The sequence below is a fragment of the Gammaproteobacteria bacterium genome (genome assembly GCA_016199745.1).
In the GTDB taxonomy this organism is placed as follows: domain Bacteria; phylum Pseudomonadota; class Gammaproteobacteria; order Acidiferrobacterales; family Sulfurifustaceae; genus JACQFZ01.
The window spans coordinates 78,777-96,047 of record JACQFZ010000050.1 but is presented as its reverse complement, the minus strand read 5'-3'; the positions used below and the strand labels follow the sequence as shown (position 1 = coordinate 96,047).

Genomic DNA, 17,271 nt, shown 5'->3' with positions numbered 1-17,271 from the left:
CGCCCTGCGCACCAATTAAAAAACGGTGCGTGGGACGCACCCTACATTCAAGACTTTGTTCGACAACTTTCCAAGGAAAAAACCATGGCTGTCATCACCAATATCAAAACCTTCGCCGCCCTCGGCGTCGGCGTTATCGGCAGTGGCTGGGTATCGCGCGCGCTGGCCAACGGTTTGGACGTCGTTGCTTGGGATCCGGGCGCAGGTGCTGAAAAGCAACTGCGCGCCAACGTTGCCAATGCGTGGCCTGCGCTCGAACGCGTCGGCCTGAAGCCGGGTGCGTCGCCGTCGCGCTTGAAGTTCGTCGCGACCGTGGAAGAGTGCGTGAAGGACGCCGACTTCATTCAAGAAAGCGCGCCGGAACGTCTCGACCTCAAGAAAAAAATCCACGCGCAGATCAGCGCCGCCGCCAAGCCGAACGCCATCATCGGTTCGTCGACCTCCGGCCTGTTGCCGTCCGAGTTCTACGCCGATGCGAAGCACCCGGAGCGTTGCGTCGTTGGTCATCCGTTCAATCCGGTTTATCTGTTGCCGTTGGTTGAAGTGCTCGGTGGCAACAAGACCGCGCCCGAAACCGTCGAAGCGGCGATGCAGATCTACGCCGACCTCGGCATGCGTCCGCTGAAGGTTCGCAAAGAAATCCCCGGCTTCATCGCCGATCGTTTGCTCGAAGCGCTCTGGCGCGAAGCACTTCACTTGGTCAACGAAGGCGTTGCCACCACCGGTGAGATCGACGATGCCGTTCGCTTTGGCGCCGGCATTCGCTGGTCGTTCATGGGTACGTTCCAGGTTTACACCCTCGCTGGTGGCGAAGCTGGCATGCGTCACTTCATGCAACAGTTCGGACCGGCGCTCGAGTTGCCGTGGACCAAGCTGATCGCGCCGAAGTTAACCGACAAGCTGATCGACGACGTCGTCGACGGCACAAAGGTGCAGCAAGGCGAGCGTTCGATCAAAGAGCTGGAGCGTTACCGCGATGACGCCATCATCAGCGTAATCGAAGCAGTGAAGGGTGCGAAGTCGCGCCACGGCTTTAAGTTCGAGGATTAATTGATCATGACGAAGGAGTCGAAGGCAGCAGGCCCGGTGAACTCCGCCGATCTGCGTAGCGATGTGATCGACCTCGTATTCCCGCGCTCGGTCGCGGTCGTCGGTGCGTCCGATCGCACCAAGCTCGCGAGCGACCGGCTTCTGCAGTTGAAGTCGGGTGGGGCGCCGGTCTGGTTCGTCAATCCGACGCGCGAGACTGTGCTCGGCGACAAGTGCTATCCGAAGTTGACCGCGCTGCCGGAGACTCCGACGACTGCTGTGTTGTTGGTCCATCACGATCGCGTCGAAGCCGCGTTGGCCGACGTGATCGAGGCGGGCATCAAGGCTGTATTCCTCCCGGGTCTCGGTGCTGAATCCGGCCCGGCTGGTGAGAAGGTGAAGGAGCGCGTGCGCACCATTGCTAATGCCAACGGCATTGCGTTGATGGGCCCGAACTGTATGGGTGCCGCCACCCCGGGGGGTGTCTCGACCTGGATCGGTACGTTGCCGAAGCCGAACAACTGGATCGGTGGACACGTCTCGGTGTCCGCACAATCGGGTTCGATCGCTGAGGCGCTGCTTTGCTCCGGCCCGCGCGTGGGTTTCCGCACCGTGCTTTCTACCGGCGGTGAAATGAACCGCGACGTCGCCGACTTTCTCGCATTGTTTGCTGACGACGCACAGACCAAGGCCATCGGTTTGTTCGTTGAGTCGGTGCGCCGGCCGAAAGCATTCGAAGCTGCGCTCGCGCGCGCTGCTAATGCCGGCAAACCGGTTGTGTGTCTCAAGGTCGGCCGCAGTCAGGCGGCCGTTCGCACCGCGCTCGCCCACACCGGCGCTATCGTCGGTTCGGTGCGCACGTTCTCGGCAGTGCTCGATCGCTACGGCGCCATCGATGTCACCGACTACCAAGAATTTTTGGAGACCTTGGAGATCCTCGGCCGCCGTCGGCCGTTACCGCGTGGCAAGCGCATCGCTGCCATTTCGGAGTCAGGCGGTGAGGCTTCACTCGTTGCTGATCTTGGTGAAGCTTCGGGTGTGCCGTTCGAGTCGTTCAGCGACGACATCAAGCAAGAGCTGGTCAAGACCTTCCCCAACTTCGTCAATCCGGAAAATCCGCTCGACTGCTTCGGTATCGACGATGACGAAAAAATTTATTCGGGTTGCGCCCGTATCCTGCGCGATCGTGGCAACTACGACATCCTGTTCGCGCAAGTCGACGTCTCGCACTACCGCGGTGAGACCGAGTTGAAGTGGAACGAGGCGATCGTTGCCGCACTCGGCGAGATCAAGCCGGACAGCGGCATCTTCCCAGCGGTCAGCACTGTGCATAACGTCGATCCGCCGCCGTCGATCGTCGAGCTCGCTCGCAAACTGGACGTACCGCTGTTGCGCGGTACCGGTCAAGCGCTGCGCGCACTGTCCCGAGTTGCAGGGTGGAAGCCGGCGACGCCGCCGCAACTGCCGAGCGGGCCGAAGATCAACATCGACGGTTCATTGCGCCCGGGTGCCATGTCTGAGCACGAGTCCGCCGCCATTCTGGAAAAGTTCGGCGTGCGCTTCGCGCAGCGGGCACGGTGCGCGACGGCGGATGAGGCCTCGGCCGCGTTCGAAAAAATGAAAGTGCCGAAGGTCGTCGTCAAGAGCGACGGCCCGGCGCATAAACAGAAGATGGGTGGTGTGCGCCTCAATATCACCAGTGCCGCCGAAGCCAAATCGGTCGCGGTGCAGCTCGGCGGCAAGGTCTTGGTGGCTGAGCAAGTCAGCGCCGGCGTCGAAGTGCTCTGCGGTATGACGCGTGACCCCGAGTACGGTCCGTTGATCGTCGTCGGCCTCGGTGGCGCGATTGCCGAAGCCGCCGGCTTGGTGGCGGTGGCATTGGCGCCGCTCGATCTGCCGGCGGCACGTGCGCTCGTGCAACGTGCACCGACGTTGTCGGGTATGGGCAGCGCAGCGGCACTGGAGCAGGTCGCTAAGACACTGGTCGCCATCGGCCGGTTGGCGATGGAGCAACCAAGCGTCAACGAGATCGACGTCAATCCGCTGATTCTTCAAGCCGATGGTGCGGTCGCGGTCGATGCATTGATCGTGGTGGAAGACGTCGCCAAAGTGAATTAGGACGTTCCTTCCCCCTCAGGGGGCGAGACGGAGTTGGCGCCGATGCATTTAACAGGCATCGGCGCCGTCGAGCGGGCGCAAGTGGTTTTCTTGTGCCCTGGGTAGGAAACAGGATGGGGGTGGGTTTCGCGGTTGAAGACAAACCCACCCCCACCCCGGGTTGTTCCCGCCCGGTGTGCGCGAGAATCATGCGCACCCGTTCGGCGGCGCGAGTGTCCACCGGACACTCGCGAAATTCCCGCCTCACCCCCCTGAGGGGGAGGGAATAGTTCATCGCTATTGTTGAAGCCATTGCATGAACCGACTCGATCGTCCGCACGAATTACTCACGCCGTACGAAGGCACCGCCGGCCGGCAGTGGGACCTATCAGCGCCGATTGCCGCGCCGCTGTGTCTGCACGAGACCACCGTGCAGCGCGCCTGGGTCGACTACAACAAGCACATGAGCGAGTCGGCCTACGTGCTCGTGTTCGGTGACAACTCCGACGTGTTTTACCGTTACGTCGGCATCGACGAGGCTTATCGCGCGAACGGCTTCTCGCTCTACACCGTTCAGACCAACGTCCACTTCTTGAAGGAAGTCCTTGAGGGCGAGCCGTTGCGTTTCACCTATCACGTGCTCGACCTCGATCCGAAACGCGTCCACGTTTTTCAAACGATGCTGCACGCCGACACCGGCGATCTACTCGCGGTCGAAGAACAGATGTTGGCGCACGTCGACATGAACGCCGCGCGCTCGGCGCCGATGCCGCCGGAATTGTACGAGCGCCTGCAAGCGATCCAGACGGCACACGCCAGCCTGGCGCGACCGAAGTGGGCCGGGCGAGTGATCGGTATCCGTCGTTAATCTAATTAGCCGCTATTCTCGCAGCGGCTAATTTTTGGAAGTCGTCGATCGTCGCGAGCGTCGCGGGAGAATGTTTGAGCGGCGGACGTTGTGTCGCAGACGAAGTTGCGGGATGGATAAGGTAGCGGCGGTCGAGGTATGAGTGAGCTCATTCTTGATCCATCCACTGAAGGCTCTGGCGGCGGCGGAGATGGACTTATCCTTCGGCTGAAGCAGATAGAAGTTCGCTTGATCGTCAATGGAATTGTCTAACGGCGCAACTAACACATGATGAAGATGCGAGCCTTGTACGAGCTGATCGTTAATCAGACAGACGCCGACGTTGTGAGCCGCCATGTCGGCAGCGATCGCGTAATTGTCGACATACAACCGTTGCACAGAGGTCATATCGTTCGCCCCGTGCTGCGCGATCCATTCGTTCCAGCCCACCGGCGTGCCCAGCACGTCGATGAGCGGCAACGTTAGCAACCTACCAGCGCGGACGTCATCGACCAATGTGGGAGAGCAATAAGGGCGCAATCCACCGGTCAACAACTCGGTCATCTCGAAACCAGTCCACTGTCCTTTGCCGTAGCGGATTTCCAATTCGGCGGTGCTCGCCGGTCCGGCGGCGTCCCAAATTCTTCCATACATGCGGAGCGAGACTTGCGGATAGAGCGTAGCGAAGCGTTTCAAGCGCGGGGCGAGCCACAGTTGCGCAATGCTATTGCTGACGCTCAGCTCCAATACTCCCTGGGCGACGCTATTGAAAATGCTCTCCATGCCGCGCTCAATGTGTTGCAGCGCCTCTCGCACCAGACTCAAGTACGCCAGCCCGGCGACCGTGAGCTCTACCGAGCGGTGGCCGCGCAAGAACAGTTTTTTTCCCAGCTTGTGCTCGAGCAGTCGGATCTGCTGACTGACGGCAGATTGACTCATATTCAATTGCGTCGCCGCGTTGGAAAAGCTCAGATGGCGTCCGACGGCTTCGAATGTTCGCAACCAATTGAGCTGAAGATTTTTTATCGACATGATGATTTTTCGTATAAGCCTAGCTTATTAACTGTAGCTGATTACATCGTTTGTTAGCGAATTTCCAGCACACTACTATTTGGGGATTCCGCAGCCGGTCAGAGGCGTTATGTCGTTTCTAGCCTAAATACATTACCGAGGCCTAATTTTCATGAATTTCGAATTAACCCAAGAGCAGCAGATGATCGTCGACACGGTCCGTCGTTTCGTCGAGACCGAGCTATACCCGCACGAAGACACGGTCGAGCGTCTCGACGAGATTCCGGCGGAGCTGGCGAAAGAAATTCAAGAGACGGCGATCAACGCCGGTCTGTACGCCGCCAACATGCCCGAGGCCATCGGCGGCGGCGGGTTGGATGCGTTGTCGATGACATTGATGGAGCGCGAGCTCGGTCGTGCCTCGTTTGCGTTGCAGATGCTGGTCGGGCGCCCGAGCAATATTCTGCAGGCCTGCCACGGCAGTCAGCGCGAAGAATATTTATTGCCGACGGTTCGCGGCGAGCGCCACGACTGTTTGGCGATGACCGAGCCGAATGCCGGCTCCGACGTGCGCGGCATGCAGACGCGCGCGGTACGCGACGGTGATGACTACGTTATTAACGGCACCAAGCACTTCATCAGCCATGCCGACATGGCCGACTTCATCGTGCTGTTCGCCGCTACCGGCGTCGAAGAGACCAAGCACGGTCCGAAGAAAAAAATCAGCGCGTTCCTGGTCGACAAAGATTCCAAGGGTCTCGAAGTTCGTCGTGGCTCCGCTTGCGTGTCGCACCGCGGTTATCACCAGTGCGAGCTGTTCTTCACTGACTGCCGTGTACCGGCGCGCAACCTGATGGGTGAAGAGGGCAAGGGCTTCGAGCTCATGGGCGAATGGCTCGGACCGGCGCGCCTCACGGTCGCTGCCACTAGCGTCGGCCGCGCGCGCCGCGTGTACGACTTAGCGATCGAGTGGGCTGCCACGCGTAAACAGTTCGGCCAGCCGATCGGCCGCTTCCAAGGTACCGGCTTCAAGCTGGCCGACATGGTGATCGATATCGAAGCCGCCGAGCTGCTGACATTGCAAGCAGCGTGGAAGATGGATCAAAACCGCATGACCGATATCGACGCGGCGATGGCCAAGGTGTTCGCGTCGGAAATGTTGGGCCGCGTTACCGATCAGGCGCTGCAGATCTTCGGCGGCATGGGTCTGATGTCGCAGTTACCGATCGAACGCTTCTGGCGCGATGCGCGCGTCGAGCGTATTTGGGACGGCACCAGCGAGATTCAGCGTCACATCATTTCGCGCGGGTTGTTGCGGCCGCATGGGGCTTAGAGATACCAACAGATCCCTCACCCCAACCCCTCTCCCGGTAGGAGAGGGGTTTTAAGCCCTTCTCCCTCCGGGAGAAGGTGGGGATGAGGGAAAGCGGGCACGATACTCATTTGATGGGCGAACGATGAGCGAGCGATTTTCGAAATGACTTCTGACAAACGCGAACAAAATCTGCGGCGCCTGTTGGCGCCGCGTCATATCGCTGTCTTTGGCGGCAAGCCGGCGGCGGAAGCGGTACGGCAATGCAAGCAGATCGGTTTCAAAGGTGAGATCTGGCCGGTGCATCCGCGCCATGAGAGTGTCGAAGGTTATAAATGCTATCGCAGCGTCGCCGAGTTGCCGTCGGCACCGGACGCAAGTTTCATCGCCGTACCACGTGAAGCCACGGTCGAGATCGTTACCGATCTCAACAAGCGCGGCGCCGGTGGCGTCGTTTGCTACGCCTCGGGCTTCGCCGAAGTTGGCGATGAAGGGGCGGCGTTACAGCGCCAGTTGGTCGATTCGGCTGCCGACATGGCGGTGATCGGTCCGAACTGCTACGGCGTGCTCAATTATCTCGACGGCGCGGCGTTGTGGCCGGATCAACACGGCGGCGCGCGCGTCGAGCGCGGCGTCGCCATCATCACTCAGAGTGGTAACGTCGGCTTAAACTTGACGATGCAACGGCGCTCATTGCCGCTCGCGTATTTGATTGCGGTCGGCAACAAAGCCGGCACCAACGTGCACGAGTTGATCGAGGCGTTGCTCGAAGATCCACGCGTCAGCGCCATCGGGTTGCATCTCGAAGGGCTGGACGACGTCGCCGGCTTCTCACGCGCGGCGTTGAAGGCGTTGAAGCGCCGGATCCCGCTGGTCGCGCTCAAATCCGGCAGCTCCGATCTCGGCGCGCAAGTCACCGTCAGCCACACGAGTTCGCTCGCCGGCCCGGACGGTTTGTACGACGCGCTGTTCAAGCGCCTCGGCATCGCCCGCGTGTACGACCCGACCGGTTTGATCGAGACCTTGAAGTTCCTGCACGTGCACGGCGCCATCAACGGCAAGCGCATCATCTCCGCCAGCTGCTCCGGCGGCGAGGCGTCGCTGACCGCCGACCTCGCGCAACCGCGTGGGCTCGAGATGCCGAAGATTCCGGAAGCGGCGCGGCAGCGGTTGTATAACCTGCTCGGCGATAAAGTTAGCGTCGCCAATCCGCTCGATTATCACACCTACATCTGGGCCGATCTCGAAGCACAGACCGAATGCTTCACTGGGTTGATGGATTGCAAATTCGACTCGCATCTCTTGATCCTCGACTTCCCGCGCGACGATCGTTGTCGCAGTGGCGATTGGGACACGACGCTCGCGGCGTTCGTGGCCGCGCGCCATAAGAGCGGCGCGACAGCAATGGCGTCGGTCGTCGCTTCGATGCCGGAAGGGCTGCCCGAATCTGTCGGTAACAAGATGTTGGCCGAAGGCATCGCGCCGATGCAGGGGCTCGTCGAATGCCTCGACGCAATTCGTGCCGCCGCCGACATTGGTGCCGCGCAGGCGCGCGTTAACGACATCTTGCCGCTGGTATCGCCGCCAGCATCGTCCGATTCGCCGAAGCGCATGCTGAACGAATGGGACAGCAAGCGCGCATTAGTCGCGCACGGGCTGACGGTACCGGAAGGTAACGTCGTCAGTGCTGCCGAAGCCGCGGCCTACGCCGACAAGCTCGGCTATCCGGTGGTGGTCAAGGCGGTGTCGGATACGCTGGCGCACAAGACCGAGGCCGGTGGCGTGAAGCTAAACCTCAAAGCCGCGAGCGACGTGCGTACGGCGATCGAGTCGATGAAGACGCTTTCCGATCGGTTTCTAATCGAGCGCATGGCGCAGGACGTCATCGCTGAGTTGATTGTCGGCGTGCACCGTGATCCGCAGTTCGGACTGGCGTTGACCGTTGGTACCGGTGGCATCATGGTCGAGCTGTTGAAAGATGCGGCGACCGTGCTGTTACCGGCGTCGCGCAACGATATTCGCGCCGCGCTGGAATCGCTCAAGACCTATCCGTTGCTAACCGGCTTCCGTGGTCGCCCGGCCGGTGATATCGACGCGGTGTTGGATGCCGTCATCGCCGTCGCGCGCTATGCCGAGGCCAACCGCGACCAGCTGCAGGAGCTCGACGTCAATCCACTGCTGGTTATGCCGAAGGGCAAGGGCGTGGTCGCCGTCGACGCGCTAATCCGCGTGTCCGCCTAAGAAACAATTTTCGAGAACATTGCGAGGAGTTTTACATGATCCAATCACCACTACGCATCACCCGTAACGGCCACATCTACGAAGTGGTGCTCGATAACCCGAAGGCCAATGCCATCAGCGGCGCTACCAGTCGCCTAATGGGTAAGGCGTTCGCCGAATTTCGCGACGATCCGGAGATGCGCGTCGCCATCGTTACCGGCGGCGGCAAGAAATTTTTCTCCGCTGGCTGGGACCTGAAAGGCGCCGCCGCCGGCGAGCCGCCTGATACCGACTACGGCGTCGGCGGTTTCGCCGGTTTGCAAGAATTGCCGAACCTGAACAAGCCAGTCATCGCCGCGGTCAATGGCATGGCTGTCGGCGGCGGCTTCGAGCTGGCGATTTCGTGCGACATGATCCTTGCCTCCGATCGCGCGCGCTTCTCGTTGCCGGAGATCAAAGCCGGCACGCTCGCCGATGCCGCGACTCTCAAGCTGCCGCGGCGTATTCCGTATCACGTCGCTATGGACTTGCTCTTGACCGGCCGCTGGATGGAAGCGACCGAAGCCCACAAGTGGGGTTTGGTGAATGAGATCGTACCGCACGACCAGCTCATGACGCGCGCGCGCGAACTCGCGAAGTTGTTGGCCGATGGTCCGCCGTTGGTGTTCGCCGCTATCAAAGAAGTGGCACGCGAAAGTGAAGGCTTGCCGTTCCAGGTGGCGATCGCCCGTATCATGCGTCGCGAATTCCCGACGGTTGCTAAGCTCTACGCCAGCGATGATCAGCTCGAAGGTGCGCGCGCGTTTGCCGAGAAGCGTACGCCGGTATGGAAGGGCCGCTGATTCGATCGCCGATTGATAAACGGTGGATCGCTCCGCCGTTTATCAAAAGTGATGCCATTGTTCTCCCTCTGTTTGAGCCTAGCTTTCGCGCTGCCAGTCTGATCTGATGCGCTATAGTTTTTGCGCTCACCGTTTTTTGTCTGTAAGTTGTAGTTGGGGCTATCTCGGAAATGAGATTTATATTTTTGCGGTAGCTCTCTTCATTCTGTAATAGATCGAATTCGTTGTCAGCCATCGTCGCGTTGTGCGAAGTCGATCGTCATTCATCTGTCGCAACAGAAAAATCTAACTCCTTATCGTCTGCCAGAGCCGCGCACGCGCTCGCGTGTCTTGTTTTTTGCTCCGTCGATCGAGATGTTGATGGCCAAACGGGCAGTTGAGACGACAACGCATCGCTCATACTATTTTGCTTCTTCGCCGTGAACCTCGATCGCAGTGCTGCATGTCGTGATCAGTGTTCGTGTCTGCAAGATAATCAATGGGAGGTTTATGTCATGGATTCTGATGCTGTCGTTATCGCTGGTTACTCCTGCCGTCTTCCTGAATCCGATGGCCCTCAGGAATTTTGGCAACATTTAATCGAAGGTCGAGACATGGTCACCGCCGATGCGCGGCGCTGGCCGATCGATCTCTACGATCTTCCGTCGCGCTTTGCCAAGCTGAAAGATCTCTCGCGTTTCGACGCTTCATTTTTTGAGATTCATCCCAAGCAGGCGCACAAGATGGACCCGCAACTGCGGCTGCTGCTCGAAGTTAGCTACGAGGCGATTAAGAGCGCCGGCGTCGATCCGGCGCAGATCCGCGGTTCGAAGACGGGTGTGTATGTCGGTGCCTGTTTCAGCGATGCGCATTCGCTTCAAGGCGCGCGGCCGGATTCAATGACCGGCTACGAGAACACCGGCTGCGCATTGTCGATGATGGCCAATCGACTTTCGTATTTTTTTGATTTCCACGGTAGCAGTCAGACGATCGATACGGCGTGCTCGTCGTCGATGGTGGCGCTGGATGCGGCGGTGCGTGCGTTGGCTGCCGGCGAGTGCGACTACGCTGTCGTCGGCGGCGTGAACGTGATTCTGCGGCCGGCGCTGAGCGTCGGCTTCGCCAAACTTAAAATGCTTTCAGCCGATGGTAGCTGCCGCTCGTTCGCTCACGATGCCAATGGCTACGCGCGCGCGGAAGGGGTGGTAGCGGTATTTCTGACACGCAAGCCATTGGCGCGTCGCGTCATCGCCAGCGTGCTCGGCAGTGCCGTCAACAATGACGGTTATACCGAGCAAGGCATCACGTTTCCGAACGGGCAGGCGCAACGTGATTTGATTGCTTCTTTGTATACGCGCGTCGGCATCGATCCCGGTTCGGTGGGTTATGTCGAAGCCCACGGCACCGGCACGACCGCCGGCGATCCGCAGGAAGCCAATGCACTGTGCGACATTTTTTGCGCCGGCCGTACCGCCGAAACGTCGCCGTTGTGGATCGGTTCTGTTAAATCGAACATGGGTCATGCCGAAGGAGCGGCCGGTTTGGTCGGTGTGCTTAAGGTGCTGTTGGCGATGGAGCATAAGCGGCTGCCGCCAAATTTGCATTTCACGGCGCCGAATCCGGACATCCCGGGATTGTTGGACGGCCGTTTGCGCGTCGTTACCGAGCCGTTGAATTGGGACGGTGGCATTGTCGGCATCAATTCCTTTGGTTTCGGCGGCACCAACGCCCATGTGATTTTGCGCGATGAGGTGAATGCAGTTACGGCGGTCGATGTGCCGCCGGTACCGGCCATCGTGCCGTTGGCAGCGCGCACGGCGGAAGGTCTAGATGCGTTAACGAGTTGCTATACCTCGGGCGCACTGTCGCCCGATATGGCCATGCTACTTCAGGGTGTTGCGGCGATGCCGCCGAAGACACATCCGTTTCGGGGCGCGGTCGTGCGTCGCCACGATGGAACGATTCGCGAGTTTCGTCGCGACATCGTCGGCCAGCGTCCGCCGGTGTGGTTCGTTTTCCCCGGTATGGGTGCGCAGTGGCCGGGCATGGGGCGAGCGCTGCTCGTGCTGGCGCCGTTTCGCGCGGCCATCGAACGTTGTGCGGCGGCGTTGGTGGGTACCGCCATCGATCTCGAACGGTTATTGACGCAGGCGGATGCCGCAGATTTTAACGATCCAACGAAGGCGTTCGTCGGTTTAACCGCTGTTCAAATCGGATTGGTCGATCTACTGCGGGCGCTCGGCGTTGTGCCGGATGGCCTCATTGGTCATAGCGTCGGTGAGACCGCTTGCGGCTATGCCGACGGCGCACTAACGGCGGAAGAAGCGATCCTCGCCGCGTATTGGCGTGGCCGCTGCGTGACCGACGCGCCGGCGGCGCGCGGCAAAATGGCGGCAGTGCGCCTGGATTGGGAGGCGACGAGCGAGTTGTGTCCGGACGGCGTCGTGCCGGCGTGCCACAACGCGCGCCAGAGTGTCACGGTGTCCGGCGATGCCGAACAAATCGATGCCATGGTGGCACGGCTGGTCGCGCAAGGTATCGAAGCACGTGAAGTCAACTCGTCACAGATCGCGTTTCATTCAACCGGCGTACGCGCGGCGGCGCCGGCATTGCTGCAAGCGCTGACACGCGTGATCGCCCAGCCGCGTGCACGCAGTCCGCGTTGGCTCAGCACGTCGCAGCCGTTGACCGATGCACCGATACTTTGCTCGGCGCAGTACTACGTCGACAACCTGTGCAATCCCGTTCGTTTCTTCGAGGCATTGCAGCGTGTGCCGGAGGGTGCGCTCGTTATCGAGATCGGCGCCCATCCGTTGATGCGTTTACCGGTAGCAGAAACGGTAACCGCATCTGAACACGTCGGCCTCATGGCGCGTGATCGGGATAACACCGATGCGCTATTCGAGGGGGTGGCGCGGTGCTATGTGCGTGGCGTCGAGCTCCATTGGTCGAGCTTGTTTGCACCGATGTATCCGCTGACATCGCCTTGTCATATTCCGCAATTGTGTTCTTGGGACCACGCGCAAGCATGGGAGGTGCCGACACTGTCGAACGAGTCCGGCGGCGGTGGTGCGGGCGATGTGGTGTTTCGCATCGATATTGCCGACGAGGAATATGCGCCCATAGCGGATCACAAGTTGGGCGAACATGTGTTGTTCCCGGCGACCGGATACCTGTCTCTCGTCTGGCGTACCGTCGCCGCGGCGATGAATGTGGCATTCGACCGTCTGCCGGTGCGGTTTAACGATGTTCGGTTACATCGACCGACGCGGTTGGTCGCGGGTACCGCGGTCGAGCTGGCGGTGCGTTACCTGCCGACGGCGCATTTGTTCGAGGTATCGAGTAACGGCGAGTTAGTCGTCAGCGGCCGCGTAATCACTGGTGCCGAGATCACGTTGCCGCAAACAACGGCCGACGTGTCGGTGTTGCCGGCCGAGCTGAACTTGCAGGCTGCCGACTTTTATAAAGAGTTACGGTTACGCGGCTACCGATATGGTCCGGCATTTCAGCCGGTTGAGGAGATTGCTGCGGATGGCTCGCGTTGCAAACTTGCTTGGCGCGGCGATTGGATAACGTTCCTCGATGGCATGTTGCAGTCCGGGCTGATGCAGATGCCGCGGGCGACGCTTGTGCCAACGACCATCGGCGAGATTACGATCGATCCGACGCGCCAGCCGCCGACAGAGACCATTGATGTCTATAACGACTTCGTTACCCAACGCGTTGTCGGGCCGGCGGTGACTATCGAAGGTTTGCGTTGTGCCAGCTTTTCGGCGGCGCGCCCGCTGCAACAGCCACGTCTCATGCGATATCAATTTATCCCTTACATCGAAAACAACTGTCGCGATTTCGATGATGCTGAAATATTCGAACGTTATATCCGTTCGGCCGACTTCACGGTGCAGGCGGCGTTGATTGTGATCGCGCAGGCCGAGGCCGACGGGCGTACATTGCCGGCGCACGTGCAGCGTCTGAAGACCGTGCTCATACAAACAGAGACGGTCCATCGCGAACCGGAGGTATTTTCCGAACCTAACGCTATCTTCATGCGCTTGGCGCACCATGTGTACGCACATCCGCAACAGCTGATCGACGATCCGTTGTCGGTTATCGTTGGTTACGACCAATACAAACAACTGTATAGCGACGACATCGGCGCCGCAGCGTTATTTTGCGATCGTTATCTCGGATCGTTGCTGGATGTGGTGTACGAGAATAGTCCGGTGAATCGCGGTCTACATCTGTGCGAGATCGGCAGTGGCACCGGCGGTCTCAGCGCTTACGTTTTGTCGCGCCTGCGTCCGGAAAAGGACCGCTACACCTTGACCGACATCTCCGCCGGCTTTTTTGGTGGTCTGCGTGACCGCTTCGCCGACTACGATACGATGATCGATTGTCAGGTATGGGATCTCAATCGATCGATGCCGGCAACCATCGGCGGGAATGTCGACCTGGTATTAGCGAGTAACGCATTACACGCTGTTCGCAATTTGCGGACGTCGCTGGCGCATATTCGTGCCGCACTTGGCGACGGCGGCTTCCTGTTATTTCACGAAGTGACGCACGGTTATCGTTCGCTCCTCAGTATCTGGGGCTTTCTGGATCAGCTGTGGAACTACGACGATCCGGAGGACCGTAGCCACGGTGCCGTCCTAACACGCGAGCGTTGGCAGACATTGCTCGATGAATGCGGCTTCGATGTGGTGGCGTTGAAGGATGACGGCCTTTACTCGACGTTGTTTCTATGCCGCAAACGTGCAGAGCGCGAGCTGTATCCGCATTTCGTCCAGGTCGATTCGCCGGTGAGTGAGTTGGTGCCGATTCAAGCCGGCATCGTCCGGCTGGCGGCGGACCCGCAATCCCGCTTCTGGCTCGATGCGACGGAACCGAGCGCGCCGGGTCTCGTCGGCATGGTGAATTGCTTACGCTACGAGGCCAGCGGCGACCGTGTTCGTTGCTTAGTGACCGATCGAGAGAACGTCGTCAGCGACGCCGAGATAGCCCATCAGCGTCGACTGGATCTAACCGTAAACGTCCATCGCCACGGATGTTGGGGTTCTTTCCGGCATTTGCCGTTCGTGTTGCCCGCGCCGGTGACGAGCGACAACGTTACCCTCGATTTACAGACGCGTGGCGATCTGTCGACGCTGCATTGGCGGCAAGCCCCGAGGTGGAAGGAAGCGGTGACCGAGTTCGAGCCGTACTATCTCGGTGTGAACTTCAAAGCAGTAGTGCTTGCGACCGGACGCTTGCCGGAAGAAATTTTCGGCGGTGGGTTGAGTGCCGCGGCCGGTGGTGAATTTGCCGGCATGGCGGCGGACGGGCGCCGCGTGATGGGTTTCGTTGCCGAATCGTTCGCCTCTAGATTCGTCGGTCGTGCTGACGACAGCGGTCAGTGCATTTTCGACGTTCCGGCGGGTTGGTCATTTGAACAGGCGGCGACGGTACCGGTGGTGTACATGACCGCCTATCTCGGATTGCTGTTGCGCGCCAGGTTGCGCCGCGGCGAACGCGTATTGATTCATGCCGGCAGCGGCGGTGTCGGTCAGGCGGCGATTCAAATCGCCCATGCGCTCGACTGCGAAATTTTCACTACCATCGGTTCGCCGGAGAAGCGTGCTTATGTGAAGCAACGGTTCCCCTTTATTGCCGACGATCATATCGGCAATTCACGCGACACCTCGTTCGTCGATTTAGTAAAACGTGCGACCGCCGGCCGCGGTGTGGACGTCGTGCTCAATTCGTTGACCGACGACAAGCTGCAGGCGAGCTTGCGGGTATTGGCGCGACATGGACGTTTCGTTGAAATCGGTAAGTACGACATGGCGCGTAATGCGGCGCTCGGTATGGAAGTGTTTCTGCGCGATATCAGTTTTCACGGAGTCGGGCTCGACGATCTTGTCAACGATAACACGGCGCAGCTAGAGGAATTAATGCAACTTATGCGCGCGGGGATACTTGACGGTGTCGTGCAACCGCTCGATCGGACGGTATTCGGGCACGATCAAGTCGAGGAAGCATTCCGTTACATGGCGCGTGGTCGGCACATCGGCAAGGTGTTGCTACGCTTGCGCGACGAGCAGGCGTCCGTGCCGGTGCAAATACCGGCGCGCCCGGCTATTTGGTGCGATCCACAGAAGAGTTATCTCATTACCGGAGGTCTAGGCGGCGTCGGCCTCGAACTCGCCGATTGGTTAGTGCAACGCGGCGCGCGCGATATCGTGCTCGTCGGCCGCTCCGGTATACGCGATACCTATCAAGCGTATCGCCGATACACCTGGGAGCGGCAAGGCGTGGCGGTGCAGGTGGTGGCGGCCGATATCGCTGATACTGCACAAGTCGAGCGACTCGTGCAGGAAATTGAGGCGCGCCGACCTGTCGGCGGTATCTTCCATTTAGCCATGGAGCTGCGCGATGCGTTGTTCACGAATCAGACGGCAGAAAGCTTCGAAGCGACCTGTCGCGCCAAGATCAACGGTTCGGCAAATCTAGATGCATCGAGTCGTGCGCACTGTTTTGCGCTTGAGCATTTTGTGGTGTTCTCGTCGCTCGTGAGCGTATTTGGTAACGCGGGGCAGTCGAATTACGCCTATGCCAATAGAGCGATGGAGTGGTTGTGCGAGCGTCGCCGGCAGCAAGGATATCCGGCGTTGGCGGTGCAATGGGGTCCGATCGGCGATGTGGGTTTCGTCCAGGAGAATCGTGAGCGCGTGCGCGTTACTAGCGCCATATTGCACGACCAGAGTCTGGCATCCTGCTTGGCCGTACTCGAGCAATTTATGTTACAGCCGGAGCCGGTGGTCGGCAGCTTGTTGCTGGACCGGAGCGGGGCGGGCGCGTCACAGGCGGCGATGGCGACGATCGAACGTAGCCGCAGCGGCTTATTCGCCGCCATCAAGACGGTGCTTGGGCTCGGCGTTGAACAGGCGGTGGATGAGCGCCACACGCTCGGCGAGCTTGGAATGGATTCGCTGATGGCGGTGGAGATCGAGCACGTGCTCAAGAATCACTTCGATATTGCCGTCGATTTGCCGGAGATCCGTCAGTTGAGCTTCGCTCGTCTGGGCGAGCTGTACGATGCGCGTGACAAGGGTGCCGATCGGCTGGCGGCTCTGGTGGCGACGTCGGTAAGCCCGCGATCGCACGAACAAGACGGTGAGGTTTTCACTTCGGTCCGAAGCGGTTCGACCACGTCTGAGGTGCTTTACTTCGTCAACGGATTTATGTCGGATCCGATAACTGTCACCGAAACGGTTGAAATTCCGGGTGACGGACAAATGTTCGTCGTCCACTTCGAGCGCGCTGCTAACATGGAGACATTGTCTGATCAGTGGTTGGCGCATATTGCCGGCCTGCCGGCTGCTGTGACTACCATCACGATCTTCGGTTACAGCATGGGCAGTCTTATCGCTCAGCGATTCATGGCGATGGTCGCGGGAAAGCTTGCCGTATTACCGCGATTGATTTTGGTGTCCCCGCCGAAACTGGAGTTGGCACGCTTGCCGCAGTTCCGAGAAATCGACATCGATGCGATCTCCCCCGAGCGAGCGCGCACGGTTTTGCGTCAGCTCCCCTGGTTTGGCGACTTCGCGTTGTTACCGGACGAAAGTATCAAGCGGCAAGCGAAGTTCGTGCTATACGACCGTTTCTATGACGAACAGCTCGCCGTTGCCGACGTTATCGCCTTGCCGCGTGAGGATGTTTTGTGCCGCAGCGTGCAGGAAGCGCGGCCGTACGCCCGGCGCTTACTTTGCATCGAAGGAAGGCATGATCTTCGGTCGATCGAACTTGCCAAAGTGTTTGCCTATCTTGATAAGCTCGATGAGGAAGTTGTTGTGGAGTAGCGGCAATGGTCGCCGAGTGATAACGATGAGATGGCGATCGTTAGGTCCGGGTTCGTCATCCCGGGGGAGCGCACGGTGTTGTTAAGTGCC

Annotated in this window: 8 protein-coding genes; 7 read left to right on the top strand and 1 reads right to left on the bottom strand. The window is 59.7% G+C overall.

Features of this window, described 5'->3' with window-relative positions; genetic code table 11:
- The first annotated feature begins 84 nt into the window (after window positions 1-84).
- The 3 genes from HY308_13575 (at window position 85) to HY308_13565 (ending at window position 3,994) form a co-directional block, all read left to right on the top strand.
- Window positions 85-1,050, top strand: coding sequence for an L-carnitine dehydrogenase (locus HY308_13575; GenBank protein ID MBI3899309.1), 966 nt, complete (start codon window positions 85-87; stop codon window positions 1,048-1,050).
- A gap of 6 nt (window positions 1,051-1,056) precedes the next feature.
- Window positions 1,057-3,147, top strand: a complete 2,091-nt coding sequence (locus tag HY308_13570) for an acetate--CoA ligase family protein (protein MBI3899308.1) — start codon at window positions 1,057-1,059, stop codon at window positions 3,145-3,147.
- Between the two features lie 295 nt (window positions 3,148-3,442).
- A complete protein-coding gene (locus HY308_13565) occupies window positions 3,443-3,994 on the top strand; it encodes a thioesterase family protein (protein MBI3899307.1) in 552 nt (183 codons plus the stop codon).
- A gap of 27 nt (window positions 3,995-4,021) precedes the next feature.
- On the opposite strand, the gene HY308_13560 is transcribed toward HY308_13565, so the two are convergent.
- Window positions 4,022-5,005 (bottom strand): LysR family transcriptional regulator, encoded by a 984-nt coding sequence (locus tag HY308_13560; protein MBI3899306.1) that lies wholly within the window; start codon window positions 5,003-5,005, stop codon window positions 4,022-4,024.
- A gap of 151 nt (window positions 5,006-5,156) precedes the next feature.
- On the opposite strand from HY308_13560, the gene HY308_13555 reads away from it, so the two are divergent.
- The 4 genes from HY308_13555 to HY308_13540 all read left to right on the top strand — a co-directional run bounded on the left by HY308_13555 (window position 5,157) and on the right by HY308_13540 (window position 17,181).
- Window positions 5,157-6,317, top strand: a complete 1,161-nt coding sequence (locus HY308_13555) for an acyl-CoA/acyl-ACP dehydrogenase (protein ID MBI3899305.1) — start codon at window positions 5,157-5,159, stop codon at window positions 6,315-6,317.
- A gap of 144 nt (window positions 6,318-6,461) precedes the next feature.
- Complete coding sequence (locus tag HY308_13550; protein ID MBI3899304.1) at window positions 6,462-8,537, top strand: acetate--CoA ligase family protein; 2,076 nt, start codon at window positions 6,462-6,464, stop codon at window positions 8,535-8,537.
- Window positions 8,538-8,572: 35 nt separating this feature from the next.
- Window positions 8,573-9,358, top strand: a complete 786-nt coding sequence (gene caiD / locus HY308_13545) for a crotonobetainyl-CoA hydratase (GenBank protein MBI3899303.1) — start codon at window positions 8,573-8,575, stop codon at window positions 9,356-9,358.
- 494 nt (window positions 9,359-9,852) lie between these two features.
- Window positions 9,853-17,181 carry an SDR family NAD(P)-dependent oxidoreductase gene (locus HY308_13540; protein ID MBI3899302.1) on the top strand — a complete coding sequence of 2,443 codons (7,329 nt, stop codon included), beginning with the start codon at window positions 9,853-9,855 and terminating at the stop codon, window positions 17,179-17,181.
- The last annotated feature ends 90 nt before the right edge of the window (window positions 17,182-17,271 follow it).

Excerpts from the sequence above, each read along its gene's own strand:
- HY308_13575 (MBI3899309.1), top strand. The coding sequence starts at position 85 with ATGGCTGTCATCACCAATATCAAAACCTTCGCCGCCCTCGGCGTCGGC.
- HY308_13560 (MBI3899306.1), bottom strand. The coding sequence starts at position 5,005 with ATGTCGATAAAAAATCTTCAGCTCAATTGGTTGCGAACATTCGAAGCC.
- caiD (MBI3899303.1), top strand. The coding sequence starts at position 8,573 with ATGATCCAATCACCACTACGCATCACCCGTAACGGCCACATCTACGAA.
- HY308_13540 (MBI3899302.1), top strand. The coding sequence starts at position 9,853 with ATGGATTCTGATGCTGTCGTTATCGCTGGTTACTCCTGCCGTCTTCCT.
- HY308_13565 (MBI3899307.1), top strand. The coding sequence starts at position 3,443 with ATGAACCGACTCGATCGTCCGCACGAATTACTCACGCCGTACGAAGGC.
- HY308_13550 (MBI3899304.1), top strand. The coding sequence starts at position 6,462 with ATGACTTCTGACAAACGCGAACAAAATCTGCGGCGCCTGTTGGCGCCG.
- HY308_13570 (MBI3899308.1), top strand. The coding sequence starts at position 1,057 with ATGACGAAGGAGTCGAAGGCAGCAGGCCCGGTGAACTCCGCCGATCTG.
- HY308_13555 (MBI3899305.1), top strand. The coding sequence starts at position 5,157 with ATGAATTTCGAATTAACCCAAGAGCAGCAGATGATCGTCGACACGGTC.